At 62.2% G+C, this 16,398-nt stretch carries 12 protein-coding genes; 9 read left to right on the plus strand and 3 right to left on the minus strand.

From position 1 onward, the window contains the following. Positions 1–57: 57 nt before the first annotated feature. Positions 58–732 carry a DUF502 domain-containing protein gene (locus AAC029_RS05770; protein WP_339745003.1) on the plus strand — a complete coding sequence of 225 codons (675 nt, stop codon included), beginning with the start codon at positions 58–60 and terminating at the stop codon, positions 730–732. Here the strand turns inward: AAC029_RS05770 and recG are convergent. After that, a complete protein-coding gene (gene recG / locus AAC029_RS05775; RefSeq protein WP_339745005.1) occupies positions 729–2,813 on the minus strand; it encodes an ATP-dependent DNA helicase RecG in 2,085 nt (694 codons plus the stop codon). The genes AAC029_RS05770 and recG overlap by 4 nt on opposite strands. A 76-nt stretch (positions 2,814–2,889) precedes the next feature. On the opposite strand from recG, the gene AAC029_RS05780 reads away from it, so the two are divergent. Both AAC029_RS05780 and mfd read left to right on the plus strand, forming a co-directional pair. Beyond that, the gene (locus AAC029_RS05780) at positions 2,890–3,183 is read left to right on the plus strand and encodes a succinate dehydrogenase assembly factor 2 (protein ID WP_339745007.1); all 294 of its coding nucleotides are present in this window, start codon (positions 2,890–2,892) and stop codon (positions 3,181–3,183) included. A 28-nt stretch (positions 3,184–3,211) separates the two neighbouring features. Next, positions 3,212–6,715: a transcription-repair coupling factor gene (mfd, locus tag AAC029_RS05785; protein WP_339745009.1), complete on the plus strand. Its 3,504-nt coding sequence runs from the start codon at positions 3,212–3,214 to the stop codon at positions 6,713–6,715. On the opposite strand, the gene AAC029_RS05790 is transcribed toward mfd, so the two are convergent. Further along, complete coding sequence (locus tag AAC029_RS05790; RefSeq protein ID WP_339745012.1) at positions 6,712–8,028, minus strand: hypothetical protein; 1,317 nt, start codon at positions 8,026–8,028, stop codon at positions 6,712–6,714. The two genes, mfd and AAC029_RS05790, sit on opposite strands and share 4 nt — an antisense overlap. 93 nt (positions 8,029–8,121) lie before the next feature. On the opposite strand from AAC029_RS05790, the gene AAC029_RS05795 reads away from it, so the two are divergent. Both AAC029_RS05795 and AAC029_RS05800 read left to right on the plus strand, forming a co-directional pair. Beyond that, the gene (locus tag AAC029_RS05795) at positions 8,122–9,216 is read left to right on the plus strand and encodes a CaiB/BaiF CoA-transferase family protein (protein ID WP_339745014.1); all 1,095 of its coding nucleotides are present in this window, start codon (positions 8,122–8,124) and stop codon (positions 9,214–9,216) included. Between the two features lie 291 nt (positions 9,217–9,507). Then, the gene (locus tag AAC029_RS05800; RefSeq protein WP_339745017.1) at positions 9,508–9,759 is read left to right on the plus strand and encodes a hypothetical protein; all 252 of its coding nucleotides are present in this window, start codon (positions 9,508–9,510) and stop codon (positions 9,757–9,759) included. Between the two features lie 19 nt (positions 9,760–9,778). Here AAC029_RS05800 and AAC029_RS05805 read toward each other — a convergent pair whose 3' ends face one another. Beyond that, the gene (locus AAC029_RS05805; RefSeq protein ID WP_339745019.1) at positions 9,779–10,771 is read right to left on the minus strand and encodes a WYL domain-containing protein; all 993 of its coding nucleotides are present in this window, start codon (positions 10,769–10,771) and stop codon (positions 9,779–9,781) included. A gap of 87 nt (positions 10,772–10,858) precedes the next feature. On the opposite strand from AAC029_RS05805, the gene AAC029_RS05810 reads away from it, so the two are divergent. The 4 genes from AAC029_RS05810 (at position 10,859) to AAC029_RS05825 (ending at position 16,374) form a co-directional block, all read left to right on the plus strand. Beyond that, a complete protein-coding gene (locus AAC029_RS05810; RefSeq protein WP_339745021.1) occupies positions 10,859–11,761 on the plus strand; it encodes a YihY/virulence factor BrkB family protein in 903 nt (300 codons plus the stop codon). 60 nt (positions 11,762–11,821) lie between these two features. Next, positions 11,822–12,526 (plus strand): CoA transferase subunit A, encoded by a 705-nt coding sequence (locus AAC029_RS05815; protein ID WP_339745023.1) that lies wholly within the window; start codon positions 11,822–11,824, stop codon positions 12,524–12,526. Next, positions 12,526–13,185 carry a CoA transferase subunit B gene (locus AAC029_RS05820; protein WP_339745026.1) on the plus strand — a complete coding sequence of 220 codons (660 nt, stop codon included), beginning with the start codon at positions 12,526–12,528 and terminating at the stop codon, positions 13,183–13,185. The genes AAC029_RS05815 and AAC029_RS05820 overlap by 1 nt, the downstream gene beginning before the upstream one ends. Before the next feature lie 105 nt (positions 13,186–13,290). Next, a complete protein-coding gene (locus AAC029_RS05825) occupies positions 13,291–16,374 on the plus strand; it encodes an efflux RND transporter permease subunit (RefSeq protein WP_339745031.1) in 3,084 nt (1,027 codons plus the stop codon). The last annotated feature ends 24 nt before the right edge of the window (positions 16,375–16,398 follow it).

Raw genomic sequence — 16,398 nt, forward strand, 5'->3', positions numbered from 1 at the left:
GGCCGGGGGGCAGAGTGGCCCGACGCGTGGATCGCGCAGACAGGATGCAGGCACACAATGTTTCGATGGCTTCGCAATAGCTTTCTGACCGGAATCGCCATCGCGACCCCGCTTGGCGTCACACTTTTTCTGATCATCAGCTTCGTCGGTTTCGTCGACAATGTCGTCAAACCGCTAATTCCGGCACGCTATAATCCGGAAAGCTATTTGCCCGGCGATTTCACCATTCCCGGCCTGGGTGTCGTGATTGCTGTCGTGTTGCTGACTTTCGTTGGCGCGCTGGCCGCCAATCTGTTCGGCCGCACCCTGATCTCGATGGGTGAGCGACTGGTCGATGGCGTACCGCTGGTGCGCCATGTCTATGGTGCGCTGAAACAGATCGTCGAGACCGTCTTTTCCGGCAAAGCCAACTCCTTCAAGGAAGTCGTGTTGATCGAATATCCAATGAAGGGGCTGTATGTCGTCGCCTTCGTATCGGCGGAAGGGCGCGGGTCGCTGGAGGCGGCGATTGGTGATGATGTCGTTGGCCTGTTCGTTCCAACGACGCCCAATCCGACCTCGGGCTTCCTGCTCTACACTCCGCGCGCCAACACCATCCCAATCGATATGACGGTGGAGGAGGCGGCCAAGCTGATCATTTCCTTCGGCATGGTCACTTCGGACCGGTTGCCCAAAACCGTCCGTGACACGCTGCCGCCGGAAGTCGCCGGTGCGCCCGATCCTGCCGTTTAGCCTGATTTAAGCAGGCGGATGCCACGATCCTGTTCGAACAGGTAGAGCAGGACGCGTAACGCCTCGCCGCGAGGGGTCGTCAATTCGGCATCGCGGTGGACCGCCAGCTTGGCGGTATCATTCGCCAGGGCGATCAGATGGCCGTGTGCCTCCAGCTTCGCTAGCGCGAAATCGGGCAAGCCGCTCTGGCGCAAGCCCAGCGGATCGCCGGCGCCGCGCAGGCGCCAATCCTCCTCGGCGATGACGAAGCCGTCATCCGTTTCGCGCATCATTTCCAGCCGCGCCTTGGCCGTCTCGCCGATCGGGCCCTTATAGAGCAGCAGGCAGGAGGAGGGCTTTTCGCCGCGCCCGACCCGGCCACGGAGCTGGTGCAATTGTGCCAGGCCAAAGCGCTCGGCATGCTCGATAATCATCACTGTCGCATCGGGCGCATCAACGCCGACCTCGATCACGGTGGTGGCGACGAGCACATCCATCTTGCCTTCGCGAAAAGCGGTCGCGACGCTTTCCTTTTCGGTGGCTTTCATGCGGCCATGGATCAGTCCGACCCGCTCATCGCCGAACGCGGCGCGCAAATGCCGCCAGCGGTCCTCGGCGGCTGAAAGCTCGGAAACCTCCGATTCCTCCACCAGCGGACAAACCCAATAAACCCGGTCGCCCTTGGATATCGCGCGGCGTACGCCTTCAATCACATCGTCGAGCCGCTCCATCGGCACCAGACGCGTATCGGGCGGAATGCGGCCGGCGGGCTTCTCATCGAGCTTGGACACATCGAGATCGCCATGGACGGCCAGAGCCAGCGTGCGCGGGATCGGGGTGGCGGTCATCACCAGCGTGTCGGGGCGATGGCCCTTGGCGGTGAGCCGCATCCGGTCGGAGACACCAAAGCGATGCTGCTCGTCAATCACGACCAGGGCGAGATCGGCAAACTCGACCCCGTCCTGGAACAGCGCATGCGTGCCGCAGATGACATCGACGGCGCCGGTGCGCATTTGTTCGAGGATCTCAGCGCGGCCCTTGCCCTTGTCGCGCCCGGTGAGGATGGCGACGCTCATCCCGGCCGGCTCCAGCAGTTCAGCCAGAGTCTTGGCGTGCTGCCGTGCGAGAATTTCGGTCGGCGCCATGATCGCCGTCTGACAACCGGATTCGGCGGCCTTGGCGGCGGCGAGGGCGGCGACGAATGTTTTGCCGGCCCCGACATCGCCATGCAGCATCCGGGTCATGCGCGAGGGCAAGGCCATGTCGGCGCGGATTTCCTCATAGGCGCGGGCCTGGGCTCCGGTCGGCTTGAAGGGGGCATTGGTCAGAACGGCACCGGTCTTGGTCCCGTCGCCATCGAGGCTGCGTCCTGGCTGCGCCTTGCGGCGCGCCCGCGCCAATTGCAGCGCCAGCTGGTGGGCGAGCAATTCATCGAAGGCCAGTCGTTCGCGGGCCGGATGCAAGGGCTCCAGTTCGGCGGCGGTTTGCGGGTGATGCGCCTCGTCCATCGCGCCTTTGAAGTCCGGCCAGGTGTGCTCGATGCACAGCGCCTCATCCTGCCATTCTGGGATGACGGGCAGCAGGCTGAGCGCGCCGGCGGCAGCCTTGCGCATCACCTTCGCGGTCAGGCCGGCGGTGAGGGGATAGACCGGTTCGAGCAGGGCCGTGTCGGCGGCCTCCTCCTCGCTCATGATCAGATCGGGATGCACCATCTGGATTTCCGAGCCGAAACGTTCGGCCCGGCCGGAAACGATCCGGGTCTCGCCAACCGGCAGGAGTTTTTCGAGATATTCGCGGCGGGCGTGGAAATAGACCAGATGCAAAAAGGCCGTGCCGTCAAACAGCCGCACCTTGTAGGGCTTGCCCTGGCGTGAGCTGGGAAAATGTTCCTCGATCTTGGCGGTCAGGGTGACGATCTGCCCGTCAGGCGCTTCGGCGATGGAGGTGGTCTGGCTACGGTCAACCAAGCCGGTGGGCAGCTGGAACAGCACATCCTTGACGCGCGGCCCGGCGGCCTTGGACAGCAGCGCGGCCAGTCTCGGGCCGATACCGGGCAGAACGATCACGTCCTGGAACAGGGGGAAGAGAATCTCGGGTCGCATCGTTTTGCACTCTATCGCCAAGTTCTGCATCTGCCACTGGTCGACGCGGCTTCATTCCCGGACTATATCCGCCACCATGACCGAAACACTCGAGAACCGCCGCAAGAAACTTCGCATCCGGGCCTGGCGGCGTGGCTTTAAGGAAGCTGATCTGATCCTTGGCCGCTATGCCGACCAAGCGCTTGAAACGATGTCACAAACCGATATCGCCGATTTCGACACACTGCTCGACCAGCTCGATGCCGATATCTATAGCTGGGTCATCGGCAGTGCGCCAACACCGCCGGCGTTTGATACGCCTGTCATGACTGCCCTCAAGCGTTTCCGTGTTGATCGCGACGCCGCCTTTGGCGACGGCCCCAAGCGCTGAAGCCCCACCAGAAGTGAAAACTGGCTAGATGTCCGAAATTGAGATGATCGCCCGGGTTCAGGGCACCGCCACTGTTTGCGGCGCGCCGGAAGGTCTGGATGCGCTGGTTTTTGCCGATACGGCGCGGCTGCGGCGCGGCGTCAATGTCTTCATTGCGCGCGATGACAGCCGCGCGGCCGCCTTCGTCGCGGAACTGCAATTCTTCGCGCCGGGCCTGGAAATCCTGCGCCTGCCGGCTTGGGACTGTCAGCCCTATGACCGCATTTCGCCATCGCCGCGTGTGGCGGCACGCCGGGCGGCAACCCTGGCGCGGCTCGCCTCCGGCGATCTGCCGGAAACCTGTCTGATCGTCACCACGGTCAATGCGATGGCCCAGCGCTGTCCGCCGAAGGATGTGCTGGCGCTGGCCGGGATCATCGCCCGGCCAGGCAATCGTGTTGATGTCGAGGTACTCAAACAGCATTTCACCATCAACGGGTATGCCCGCGCCGCTACCGTGACCGAGCCTGGCGATTATGCCGTGCGCGGCGGGGTGATTGATGTCTATCCGCCGGGTGCACCGGAACCGGTACGGCTGGATTTCTTCGGCGATACGTTGGAATCGATCCGCTCCTTCGATCCGGAGACCCAGCGCTCCTTGCGGCAATTGCAGAGCATCGAGTTCAACCCGGTCAGCGAAGTTCTGCTCGACGAAGCCAGCATCTCGCACTTCCGCGCCGCTTTCGTGCGCAGTTTTGGCGCTGCCAAGGGTGGCGATCCGATCTATGAAGCCGTCAGCGCGGGGGCCCGGCCAGCCGGGGTCGAACACTGGCTGCCGCTGTTTCATGATCAGCTGGCAACGGCGTTCGATTATCTGCCCGACACGGCCCTGATCGCGATTGACCATCTCGCCGATGATGCCTTTGCCGAGCGCGCCAAACAGGTCACCGATTATTTCGATGCCCGCCAAGAGGCGAGCCAGTCCTCCCACCAGTCCAGCCTGTCAGCGCCGACCTATCGCGCTTTGCCGCCCAGCCAGCTCTATTTCGCCAAGGCAGAGTGGGCCAAGACCTTGGCCGGCCGCGCCGTGCGCCGCTTTACCGCGTTTAATGAGGCTGGGCCTCAAACGATCGATGTTGGCGGCAAGCAGGGCCGGATCTTTACCGCCGAGCGGGCCGCCGAAAACACCAATGTATTCGATGCCGCCGCCCGGCATGTCCAAGCACTGGTCAAATCGGGCAAGCGCGTCGTGCTCGCTTCATGGAGCGCTGGCGCGTCGGATCGTCTTGCTTCGGTGCTGGGCGATCATGGTGTCGGCAAGATCATCGCGGTCGAGCATTGGGATGAGGTCGCCAAGGCCCCGCCAAAAGCTGTGCTGCGAGCGATCCTGCCGGTTGAGCGCGGCTTCGAGACCGAGACCATCGCCATCCTCTCCGAGCAGGACATTCTCGGTGACCGGCTGGCGCGGCCACGCCGGCGGCGCAAATCCTCCGACATCATCGTCGAGGCGGGGGCGCTATCGCCGGGCGATCTGGTGATCCATGCCGATCACGGGCTGGGTCGCTTCATCGGGCTGAAAACCCTGCCGGTGCAGGACGCACCGCATGATTGCCTCGAGCTGGAATATTCCGGCGCTTCGAAACTCTACCTGCCGGTCGAGAATATCGAGCTGCTGTCGCGCTATGGCGCTGATAGCGACACGGCCCAGCTCGACAAGCTCGGCGGCGTCGCCTGGCAGGCGCGCAAGGCGAAAGCCAAGAAGCGCCTGCGTGACATGGCCGATCAGTTGATCAAGATTGCCGCCAAACGCCTGGCCCGTACTGCCGATCCGATCACGCCGGAACATGGCCCTTGGGACGAGTTTTGTACCGCCTTCCCGTTTGCCGAGACCGATGATCAGCTCAATGCGGTCGAGGATGTGCTCGGTGATCTGGCGCGCGGACGGCCGATGGACCGGCTGATCTGCGGCGATGTCGGTTTCGGCAAAACCGAGGTCGCACTGCGCGCCGCCTTCGTGGTCGCGATGAGCGGGCGTCAGGTGGCGGTGGTGGCCCCGACCACGCTGCTGGTGCGCCAGCACTTCAAGACCTTCACCGACCGTTTTCGCGGCTGGCCGGTCAAGGTGCGGCAATTATCGCGCCTCGTCGGCACCAAACAGGCCAATGCGACCAAGGACGAGCTGCGCGACGGCAAGGTCGAGATCGTGATCGGCACGCATGCGCTGTTGGCCAAGACCGTCAAATTCTCCGATCTCGGCCTGCTGATCGTCGATGAGGAGCAGCATTTCGGGGTCAAGCACAAGGAAAGGCTCAAGGAATTGCGCGCCGACGTGCACGTCCTGACGCTGACGGCGACCCCGATTCCGCGCACGCTGCAGCTCGCTTTGACCGGTATTCGCGATCTCTCGATCATCGCGACACCGCCGGTCGACCGCCTCGCGGTGCGCACCTATATCGCCCCCTTCGACACAGTTTCGATCCGCGAAGCCCTGCTGCGCGAGAAATATCGCGGCGGCCAAGCCTTCTTCGTGGTGCCGCGGATCAGCGATCTGGAGGAGATCATCATCTTCCTGCGCGAATCCGTGCCCGAAGTCTCCTTTGTGGCGGCGCATGGCCAGATGGCGGCGACGCAGCTGGAGGATATCATGACGGCCTTCTATGAAGGCCAGTATGACGTCCTGCTCTCAACCACGATCATCGAGTCCGGGATTGATATCCCGACGGCCAACACGCTGATCGTTCACCGGGCTGACCGTTTCGGCCTGTCACAGCTCTACCAGCTGCGTGGACGCGTTGGACGCTCCAAGACCCGCGCCTACGCCTATATGACGACACCGGCCCATCAGAAGCTCTCAGACGGGGCCGAGAAGCGACTCAAAGTCCTCCACTCCCTCGACGCGCTCGGAGCCGGCTTTACCCTAGCCTCGCACGATCTCGATCTGCGTGGCGGTGGCAATCTGCTCGGCGAGGAACAGTCCGGCCATATCAAGGATGTCGGGGTAGAGCTCTACCAGTCCATGCTCGAGGAGGCGGTGGCCTCCTTGCGCGAAGGTGGTGAGGAGCATGAGGAGGGCGAGTGGACGCCTCAGATCAATGCCGGCGGGGCCGTTCTGATCCCGGATTATTATGTCGCCGACCTCGATGTCCGGCTGCAGCTCTATCGCCGCCTGGCCTCGCTCGACAGCAAGACGGATCGCGAGAGTTTTGCTGCCGAATTGATTGATCGTTTCGGTGACTTGCCGTCAGAAGTTGAGACTCTGCTTCGGGTCGTCGCGGTCAAGACGCTCTGCAAACGCGCTGGCGTTGAGAAGGTTGATGCGGGGCCAAAGGGCGCCGTGATCCATTTCCGGGCAGACAAATTCATCGATCCGATGAGCCTGGTCGAGCACATCTCCAAGAATCAGGGCCTGTTCAAGGTTCGCCCTGACCACAAGCTGGTACTGCGGGCCGAATGGGATGCGCCGGATGACCGATTGCGTGCGGTAGAGCGCGCACTGGCACCGCTCGCCGATATGGCTGTGCGGGCGCGCAAACTGGCTGAAACGGCAGCTTAGGCGTTCGCCGCCATCGGATCATTGCGGTGAAGTTGGCGCACCGTGCGTTCGATCAGTGCTTCGGCGGTTTCGTCAGGTTGAACCTCGACCGAGACTGACAATATGCCGAGCCGGAAGGGTTGCAGCGGGTTTTCGCTTTCAAAAGCGGTGCATTCGGCAATCGCCGCGACCCGGGCCGCAACGCAGTCGACGCCGGCCGGATCGGTGAAGGGCAGAATGGCCAGAAATGTATCGGAATCGATCCGTGCGGCGGCATCCTCGGTGCGCAGTAAATGGCGCAGCATCGCGGCAAATTGCCGGATCGCCTTTTCGGTCGAGGCCGCATCGGGCTGGTCCACGCCCAGTGGCGCCACCGCTTTGAGGGCCAGCACGGTGAGCGAGATCTCGTCGCGGGCTGCGGCGTGAATCAAATCCTGCAGGTGTGAGGTGATGAAGCCGGCATGAAACAGGCCCGTCTCGATGTCGAGCGTGCGCGGTTCGCGGCAGCCTTCCAGTGCCGACTTGGCGCGGCGGCGACGCCGGCGTTCCGCCGCCAGGGCGAGGATGCGGTCACGCATTTCCACGTCACTCGTGCGCGGTGAAATTATGTCGGAGACGCCGCGGGCATAGGCCTCTTCGGCGTTCTGGCTGCCGTCTTCGCTGTCGAGCAGCAGGACTGGCGTGTGATAGAGCCGCGCATTGCGCCGCATTGCCGAGGAGATGGTGAAGGCTGTGTCGCGCTTGCCTGCGGCATTGAGTACGACGGCGTCGAACGGCCGTTCATGCAGATAATCGAAGGCGGAATAGGATGAAAACGCGCCAATCACCTCGGCATCGGCATCCTTGAGGATATGCTGCAAGGCCATGAAGCGCGGCGAGGCATCGCCAACATAAAGCACGCAAGGCGTGGGATCGACCGGGTCGAGATTGCGGCCTCGATCCCCATAGAGCGCGGTGACAGCGGTGCGTCGCTTGGCGACTTCCTCCATCGCATGCAGGCGCGAGAGGGCGCGGGCCCGCGCAGCGATCTGGACCGGCAAGGTCGGCTCGCGAATCCAGGAATCTACCGAGTCATTGGCGGCCAGGGCATCAGGATGGACAACGATCACTGGCCGGCGGCCTGGCGCGAAGCGTTGAACCGCGCTCAGCCCGTCTTCGACATCGCGGTTGGATTCGGCCAGTATGATGCTGCAGGCCCAAGCGCGTGGCTGGCGCGCCGGCGGTGAATCGGCGCGAACGACACGGGCGTGCAAGCCATAGGATTCGAGCTCGCGGCCCAGACCGTCCACACGGTCGGTCATCGCGAATAACAGGACATTCAGTTCGCGCCCCATGCGTCCCCCTGCCGCAGACACCGATGATTTGGTGTTTCTTGAGTTTGTCACAAGTGCCACGCTTTCAAAACCGACGATTCGCAAGGAAGCCCCATGAAAGCGCAAGGACCTCTAAAAGGCGTTAAAGTGCTGGAATTTGTTGGGCTCGGCCCGGCCCCGTTCTGCGCAATGATGTTGGCCGATATGGGCGCCGATGTGGTGCGGATCGACCGGCCTGGCGCGCATGGCGGTGGTGCCGCGGAAGTGCTGGCGCGCGGCCGACGTTCGATTTCGCTGAATATGAAGGATGCCGGTGATCTGACAATCTGCCGTGATCTGATCGCCAAGGCCGAAATTCTGATCGAAGGCTTTCGTCCCGGCGTGATGGAGCGGCTCGGGCTTGGACCCGATGCCGCCTTCGCGCTCAATCCGGCCCTCGTCTATGGCCGCATGACGGGGTGGGGCCAGACCGGCCCGCTCGCGCAGGCGGCCGGGCATGACATCAATTACATCGCCCTGACAGGGGCGCTCGACGCTATCGGCACGCCTGACACACCAGTCCCACCGCTCAATCTGGTCGGTGATTTCGGTGGCGGTGCGATGTATCTCGCCTTCGGCGTCCTGGCTGGTCTGCTGCACGCCCGTGCCAGCGGCGAGGGCCAGGTTGTCGACGCCGCCATCGTTGACGGAGCCACATCGCTGATGGCCTCGCAGCACCAGCTCGCGGCGATGGGCCTGTGGCATACACGGCGCGGCGAAAACCTGCTTGATGGCGGCGCGCCCTTCTATGGCGTCTATCGCTGCAGCGACGACAAGCATGTCTCGATCGGGCCGCTGGAGCCGCAATTTTATGCGTTGATGCTGGAGCTGCTCAAAATCGACCCGGCCACGATGCCAGCCAGCTGGACCGGTGACGGCTGGGAGGCGGCGAGGGCGCGATTGGCGGAAATCTTTCTGGGCCGGACGCGCGATGAGTGGTGTGCCTTGCTGGAAGGGACGGATATCTGTTTCGCGCCGGTGCTCAATTACGAGGAATCACCGCTGCATCCCCACATGGCGGAACGCGGCGTCTATACCAAGATCGACGGCGTGCGGCAGGCGGCGCCCGCACCACGCTTTTCGCGTACCCCGGGCGCGATCCAGGGCGCGGCGCCGAAGCCCGGCGCTGATCGCGAGGCTGTGCTCGCAGATTGGAAGGTAAGCGGTTGAAACAGGTGTGTATTTGAGCCGCCACGAAGATGACTGAATGCGTTCATACCGGGTTCAGCGCCCAAATTGCATCCTCATCCTCGAGATCAGCGGACACTCTTGTCCCTCGCAAGTCCGCTTCTCTTCGTAGCAATACGAATGCCCCGAGACGCCGGTCGCCCCCAACGACCGGCGTCTCACTTTTTGGGCCGCTCTATCGCGATAAGCAGTGACCGGTTTTTGGGGTGACCGTTTTTGTCGCCTTCGCAAGCCATGATGATTTCCAACGAGCCAATCGGATGGAGATCAATCATGGCAATCGCAATCAATGCCTATGTCGAGGGCGCCGGCGGCGCGCTGCGCTCAATGGCCCCGCACCGTTTTCGCGACGGCTATTTCCGCATGCAACAGCCCGGCGATGATATCAGCTGCCTGCACGTGGAAGACCTGCGTTCGGTCTGCCGCTATCTGCACAAGGGCTATCGCTTGGCCATGAGTGCTGCCGACGGCCATTCCATGCCATCCTGGTTGCCTGCCGATCTGGTGCGCATCGCGATACGCTGACGGCCTAGAGAAGACCGGGTCAGGGAAAGCCGGGAAAGTCATCGCGCCGGTGGTTGGCGACTAAAGCGGTGAGGGCGGGCGGGGCCAGCACTTCGACCTGGTCGCCCCAGGCATAGAGATGCCAGCACATTTCCAGATAGCCGCAGGCGAAGAAGCGCACGATCAGCGAGCCGTCATCGAGCACCTCGCTGGTCTGGTCGGGATGGAAACGGAAACGCGCTGCGTGCGGCGCGGCGCGGGCGGTGAATTTCCAGACGACCTCGCCAAACTCGGCCTCGTTCTGGAACACGCCAAAGGCGCGTCGGGCATAGGCCTCCAGGTCGAAGGTTTCCGGGCGGCCAAACCAGTCTTCGGTAACGTCGGCGCGTTCGATGTCTTCGACGCGATAATGACGCAATTGGCCGTCGGGCTTGGATGGATCGCGAGCAACCAGATAGCGGCGCGCGCCCAGCAATAGTCCATAGGGCTCGACCCGGCGCTGCGTCGCGGCCGCGTCCTGACGGCCGCGATAGAGAATATCGAGTGCGAAGGGGCCCTTGAGCGCTTCGGCAATCGCGGCGTCGACAACTGGGTCGTTGGCGGGGCGCGGGCCGGGACGGGCGGCATGACCCATCGCCTCGAGCAGGGCCTCTTCATCGGCTTCGAGCCGGGCATGGCGCTTGTCCGGAGTGAGGATCTTGATGGTTTCGCGCAAGGAGCGCAGCCGCCCGGCCTCCGACGGCAGGCCCTGATGTTCCAGCGTGGTGCATGCCAGTTCCAGCGTCGCGATTTCGTCCGGCGTTGGTGCGAAGAATTCGGCCACCCGCCGGCGCGGCACGCGCCAGCGCTTGCGACCGTCCGAATCGACATAGTCCTCAGTGTCCGGGAAAGCTTGCCCAAGGGCGTCGGTCATGCGCTGGGCCGTGCGGCGGACGACGCCAAATTCGGTCTCGATCTCACTCAGCGTGATGCCGACATGACCGCTGGCCATGCGCGCCAGGCGCAACAGATCGACGGCTTTGCCGAATGACATGATCTCTCCTCACTGCAAGGGTGCGCAAAACGCGATCTTGGCGTATTAGGCACCGATACCCTGTTAATCGGACCTATTCCTGCCACCATGCTGAAATCAATCAAGCGCTTGTTAAAAACCAAGATCGTTCTGCCGGTCTGGCTGGAGATCGTTATCGCGGCGGTCAGCCGTTCCATGGCGCGTGATGTGATGCTGTTTGCCGGCGGTGTGTCTTTCTTTGGCATGCTGGCGCTGTTCCCGACGATTGCGCTGGGAATCTCGATTTATGGCCTGGCCTTCTCTACCGCCGAGGCCGAAGCCCAGATCGGTCGTTTCGCCGAGATCATGCCCGATGGCGCGCAGGTCTTTGTGATGGGTCAGATCGGCCGGATTACCGAAGCGCCGATCACGGCGCTGTCGTTCAATGGTGCCGTTGCGCTGCTGATCGCCCTGTTTGCGGCCGCACGCGGCGCCAAGGCCCTGATCGCCGGTCTCAATCACCTCGCCGAAGATCGCGATATCCGCAATGTGATCCATTTCAACTTTCTCGCCATCACCTCGCTGCTGATCGGTGGCGCCTTGGTCACGGCGGCGAATTTGGCGGTGTTGGTGATCCCGGTTTTCATGCGGCAGCTGTTCGAAGCGCTCGGGTTGGAGCCGCTGGATATCCGTTCGGTTATCAATGAATGGTCGGCGACAGGCTTCACGATGTTCGCGGCGCTGACGCTGCTTTACCACATGACGATGCGGCGGCGCGAGCATGCGGTCGCCTGGGTTCCGTCATTGATTGCGGCGGCGGTGTCGTGCGGGCTATGGCTGGGTCTGTCCAAGGGGTTTTCCATCTATGTCAGCCGTGTGCTGGATTTCGGCATTTATGGCTCGATGGGCGCGCTTGTCGTCTTTCTGCTGTGGATTTACTGGTCGGCCTATGCCGTATTTTTCGGGGGGGCGCTGGCCATCGAGATCGATGCGCGGCGTCCTGCCATTCCCGAACCCGAGGCAAGCCCCTAGTATTATGCTGCGCCTGCGATATAAACATGAACCGAGTATCAACTTACGACCGAGGTCCGCATGAAAAAAGTATTTCCCGATGCCAAGGCCGCCCTGGACGGTCTGGTCTTTGATGGAATGACGGTGATGTCTGGAGGCTTTGGGCTCTGCGGTATTCCGGAAAATTCGATTGCTGCGCTGCACGCGACCGGAGTCAAGGATCTGACGGTGATCTCGAATAATTGTGGTGTCGATGGCTTCGGTCTCGGCGTCTTGCTTGATGCCAAGCAGATCAAGAAAATGGTCTCGTCCTATGTCGGTGAGAACAAGGAATTCGAACGGCAATATCTCGCCGGAGAGCTTGAGCTGGAATTCAACCCGCAAGGCACGCTGGCCGAACGCATCCGCGCCGGTGGTGCCGGCATTCCCGGCTTCTACACCAAGACCGGCGTTGGCACGCTGATCGCCGAGGGCAAGGAAGCGCGCCAGTTCAATGGCGAGACCTATATCCTGGAAACCGGGCTGACCGCTGATGTCTCCATCATCAAGGCCTGGAAGGCGGATCCGCAAGGCAATCTGATCTTCCGCAAGACGGCGCGCAATTTCAACCCGATGATGGCGACCGCCGGCAAGGTGACCATCGCCGAGGTTGAGGAAATCGTCGAGCTGGGTTCATTTGATCCCGACCACATCCACACGCCGGGCATTTTCGTCCAGCGCCTGTTTGTCGGCTCGTTTGAAAAGCGGATCGAACAGCGCACCGTTCGCCAGAGGGAGACAGCATAATGGCCTGGTCACGTGACGAGATGGCGCGGCGCGCCGCGCTTGAGCTGGAAGATGGTTTCTACGTCAATCTCGGGATCGGCATCCCGACCCTGGTTGCCAACTATATCCCCGAAAATATCGACGTCACCCTGCAGTCGGAAAACGGCATGCTGGGCATGGGGCCTTTCCCCTTTGACGACGAGGTCGATGCCGATCTGATCAATGCCGGCAAGCAGACGATCACCGAGCTGCGCCGCACGAGCTATTTTTCCTCGGCCGACAGTTTCGCGATGATCCGTGGCGGCCATATCGACCTGTCGATCCTGGGCGCGATGGAAGTGTCGGAAAGCGGCGATATCGCCAATTGGATGATCCCGGGAAAGCTCGTCAAGGGCATGGGCGGGGCGATGGATCTGGTTGCCGGCGTCAAGCGCGTCGTCGTGATCATGGACCACGCCAACAAGGCCGGGCAATCCAAACTGCTCAAGGCGTGTTCGCTGCCGCTGACCGGCCAAGCCTGCGTCGATCGCATCATCACCACGCTCGGCGTGTTCGATGTCACACCCGACGGCCTGGTGCTGATCGAACTGGCACCGGAGGTGTCGTTGGATCTGGTCGCACAGCAGACCGAGGCCAAATACTCCGTCTCCGACACGCTTCTCAAGCACGAAGCGGCTTGACCTTTCCTTGAGTTAAGGCGGTTCACCAGAGCGTGAGCCGCCTTAGCAAGGTTTAATTTCACGATCAAAAGGCTGTGATATGAGGTAGGTGCGAGGGAGACGCACATGCCACTTACACGCCTGTCACTGAATAATCCGGCTGCCGTTTTCGTCGGCATTGCCCTGATCGTCCTGCTCGGTCTGGTCGCCCTGACGCGCCTGCCCATCCAGCTCTTTCCCGATACGCAGCAGCCGCAGGTCAATATCTCGACTTTCTGGCGCTCCGCCTCGCCGGAGGAGATGGAATCGGAAATTATCGAGCCGCAGGAACAGGTTCTCGCCGGCCTGGCCGGCATGGAAGAGATGCGCGTCTTTGCCGGCGAGGGCGCCGCTTTCATCAATCTGACATTCGCGCTTGAAACCGACATGACGCAGACGGCGATCGAGATTTCCAATCGCCTGTCGCAATTGCCGCCTCTCCCGCGCGACGCCGTCGGGCCGAATATCGGCAGTTTCGGCGGTGATGCCCAGCAAAGCCTGATCTGGTTCTTCGTTCAGGCACTGCCGGGCAATCCCAATACGATCAGCGATTATTCAAGCTTGGTGGAAGACCAGATCGTGCCGCGTCTGGAATCGATCCAGGGCGTTGCCAGTGTCCAGATTGGCTGGGGCCAGCGGCCGCAGGAATTACAGATCACGGTTGATCCCTACCGCGCCGCCGCGCTGGGCGTGACGCTGCCGGAAATCTCCGCCGCCATCGCCAATAATCAGAATGTCTCTGGCGGCAATGCGGAAATCGGACGGCGCTCCTACCAGATGCGCTTCGAGGGGGAATTCCAGCCTGGCGAGATGGACCAGCTGGTCATCGTCTGGCGTGATGGCAATCCGGTACGCTTGGGTGATGTCGCCACGGTCGAGATCGCCTATGGCGAGCGCACGGATTTCACCTATCAAAACGGCAATCCGGCGATGGGGATTGAGGTGCGCCGTCAGGCCGGGGCCAATGTGCTCGCCGCGCTCGATGCCGTGAAAGCCGAAGTCGCCGATATCAATGCCAATGTCCTCGCCCAGCAACAGCTGGTGATGGCGCCATCCTTCGACGCATCCGTCTTCATCATGCGGGCGATCGATTTGTTGCGCACCAATCTTCTGCTCGGAATCGGGCTTGCGATTTTCGGGCTCTGGCTGTTCTTGCGGCGACCGCGGGCAACCTTGATCATCTCGCTCGCCATTCCGGTTTCGCTGCTGTCGACGCTGATCGTCCTCTTCCTGTTCAACCGCTCCCTGAACGTCATCTCGCTGGCCGGCCTGGCTTTCGCCACGGGCATGGTGATGGATGCCGCCATTATCGTGTTGGAAAACATCATCCGGCGCCGGGAGAGGGGTGAAGATCCCGACACCGCTTCCGAAAAGGGCGCGACCCAGGTCTGGGGTGCATTGCTCGCCTCCACCATCACGACGGTGGCGATCTTCCTGCCGATTATCTTCATCCGCGATGTCGAGGGTCAGCTTTTCGCGGACCTTGCGATCACCATCGCCGTCGGTGTCGCGATTTCGATGATCGTCGCCGTGACCATCCTGCCGGTGGCCGCCAAATACTGGATCCGCGACCGCAAGACGCCGACCCGGCAGCGGATGCTGAATAGGGTCGCGGATAGCGTGCTGTTTGTCAGCGATTCTCCGAAACGACGCCTCGTCATCATTGTCGGCCTGATTGTTATCCCGCTGGCCTTGACCTGGTTCATCCGTCCGCAAATGGATTATCTGCCGCCCGTCAAGCGCGATGCAGTCGATGCATTCTTCATCTTCCCCCCCGGCTCCAATATGGACTGGGTCGAGAGCGAAGTGGCCGCCACGATTATTGAACGTCTGGCGCCCTATATGTCCGGTGAACGCGAGCCGGCGCTGCGCAATTATTATTTCGGGACCTTCCCCGGTGGCGGTGGCGCAACGGCCGGCATCCGCGTCATTGACCAGAGCCGGGTCGGTGAGCTGGAACGCATTGTGCGCGAGGAGATTATCACCGGGATTCCCGACGTGATCGGTTTTGCCCAACAGGGCGATTTGTTCGGTGGCTTCGCCCAAGGCGGCAATATCCAGATCAATGTCCAGTCCTCCGACGCGCTGGCCCAAGGGCGCGCGGTTGAGGCCGGTCTGAGCATTCTTCGGACCCGCTTTCCCGGCGTGAATATCAATTCCAATCCGCCGACCGAGGCCAATCAGCCGCGCCTGACCATGATCCCCGATGATCGCCGCATCCAGGAAGCCGGTTGGGCCCGCCGCAACATGGCCGGCATGATCGCCATGCTCGGCGATGGCCAGTTCATCGGTGAGTATTTCGATGGCGATAGCCGCATGAATGTGATCCTGCGCGCAGTCGGTTGGGACACGCCCGACCAGCTCGCCGGCCTGCCGATCGCGACACCTTCCGGTGCAGTCGTCCCGCTGGGCGATTTGATGGAGGTGCGTGAGGAAGTGGGGCCGGGCAGTATCCAGCGCCTCAACCGTCGCCGCACCATCACCATCAATGTCAATCAGCCCGAGGGTCAGTCGCTCGAGGAAATCCTCACGGTGATCCAGAATGAGGTCGAGCCGGCCATTCGCGCGGCCTTGCCCGATGATGGTTCCATCACCTATGGCGGCAGTGCCGATAGTCTCGAGCGCGCCAAACGCACCATGGCGACCAATATGGCGATGGCGCTGGTCATCCTCTTCCTGATCCTGGCCGGGATGTTCCGCTCGCTGCGCGATGCCGCTCTGGTTCTTGTCTCTCTGCCGTTGGCCGGGGTCGGCGGTGTGGTCATGCTGCAGATTCTCAATATCTGGGTCACCCAGCCGCTCGACCTGCTCACGATGATGGGCTTTGTCATTCTGCTTGGCTTGGTGATCAACAACGCCATTCTGCTCGTCGACCAGACCCGCCAAGCCGAACGTGAGGGCATGACGCGCCGTGATGCCGTGGATCAGGCCTTGCGCATGCGCCTGCGGCCGATCTTCATGAGCACGATGACCAGCCTGTTGGGCATGCTGCCGCTCCTGCTGGTGCCCGGCGTCGGCAGTGCGATCTATCGCGGACTCGCCGCGGCAATCGTTGGCGGCATGAGCGTCAGCCTGATCTTCACCCTGATCCTGATTCCGTGCCTGCTCAGGCTTGGCGAGAGCCGTCAGCAAGCCCGTATCGCCCAACCCGCCCTGGCTCCGGCCGAATAGACCGAGCCACAAGGACACCATCTT

Source organism: uncultured Maricaulis sp. (assembly GCF_963975345.1).
In the GTDB taxonomy this organism is placed as follows: domain Bacteria; phylum Pseudomonadota; class Alphaproteobacteria; order Caulobacterales; family Maricaulaceae; genus Maricaulis.

Bases quoted from the DNA above. Each gene is read 5' to 3' on its own strand.
- mfd (WP_339745009.1), top strand. From the start codon at position 3,212: ATGTCCGAAATTGAGATGATCGCCCGGGTTCAGGGCACCGCCACTGTT.
- AAC029_RS05795 (WP_339745014.1), top strand. From the start codon at position 8,122: ATGAAAGCGCAAGGACCTCTAAAAGGCGTTAAAGTGCTGGAATTTGTT.
- AAC029_RS05770 (WP_339745003.1), top strand. From the start codon at position 58: ATGTTTCGATGGCTTCGCAATAGCTTTCTGACCGGAATCGCCATCGCG.
- AAC029_RS05790 (WP_339745012.1), bottom strand. From the start codon at position 8,028: ATGGGGCGCGAACTGAATGTCCTGTTATTCGCGATGACCGACCGTGTG.
- AAC029_RS05805 (WP_339745019.1), bottom strand. From the start codon at position 10,771: ATGTCATTCGGCAAAGCCGTCGATCTGTTGCGCCTGGCGCGCATGGCC.
- AAC029_RS05825 (WP_339745031.1), top strand. From the start codon at position 13,291: ATGCCACTTACACGCCTGTCACTGAATAATCCGGCTGCCGTTTTCGTC.
- AAC029_RS05815 (WP_339745023.1), top strand. From the start codon at position 11,822: ATGAAAAAAGTATTTCCCGATGCCAAGGCCGCCCTGGACGGTCTGGTC.
- recG (WP_339745005.1), bottom strand. From the start codon at position 2,813: ATGCGACCCGAGATTCTCTTCCCCCTGTTCCAGGACGTGATCGTTCTG.
- AAC029_RS05810 (WP_339745021.1), top strand. From the start codon at position 10,859: ATGCTGAAATCAATCAAGCGCTTGTTAAAAACCAAGATCGTTCTGCCG.
- AAC029_RS05820 (WP_339745026.1), top strand. From the start codon at position 12,526: ATGGCCTGGTCACGTGACGAGATGGCGCGGCGCGCCGCGCTTGAGCTG.
- AAC029_RS05780 (WP_339745007.1), top strand. From the start codon at position 2,890: ATGACCGAAACACTCGAGAACCGCCGCAAGAAACTTCGCATCCGGGCC.
- AAC029_RS05800 (WP_339745017.1), top strand. From the start codon at position 9,508: ATGGCAATCGCAATCAATGCCTATGTCGAGGGCGCCGGCGGCGCGCTG.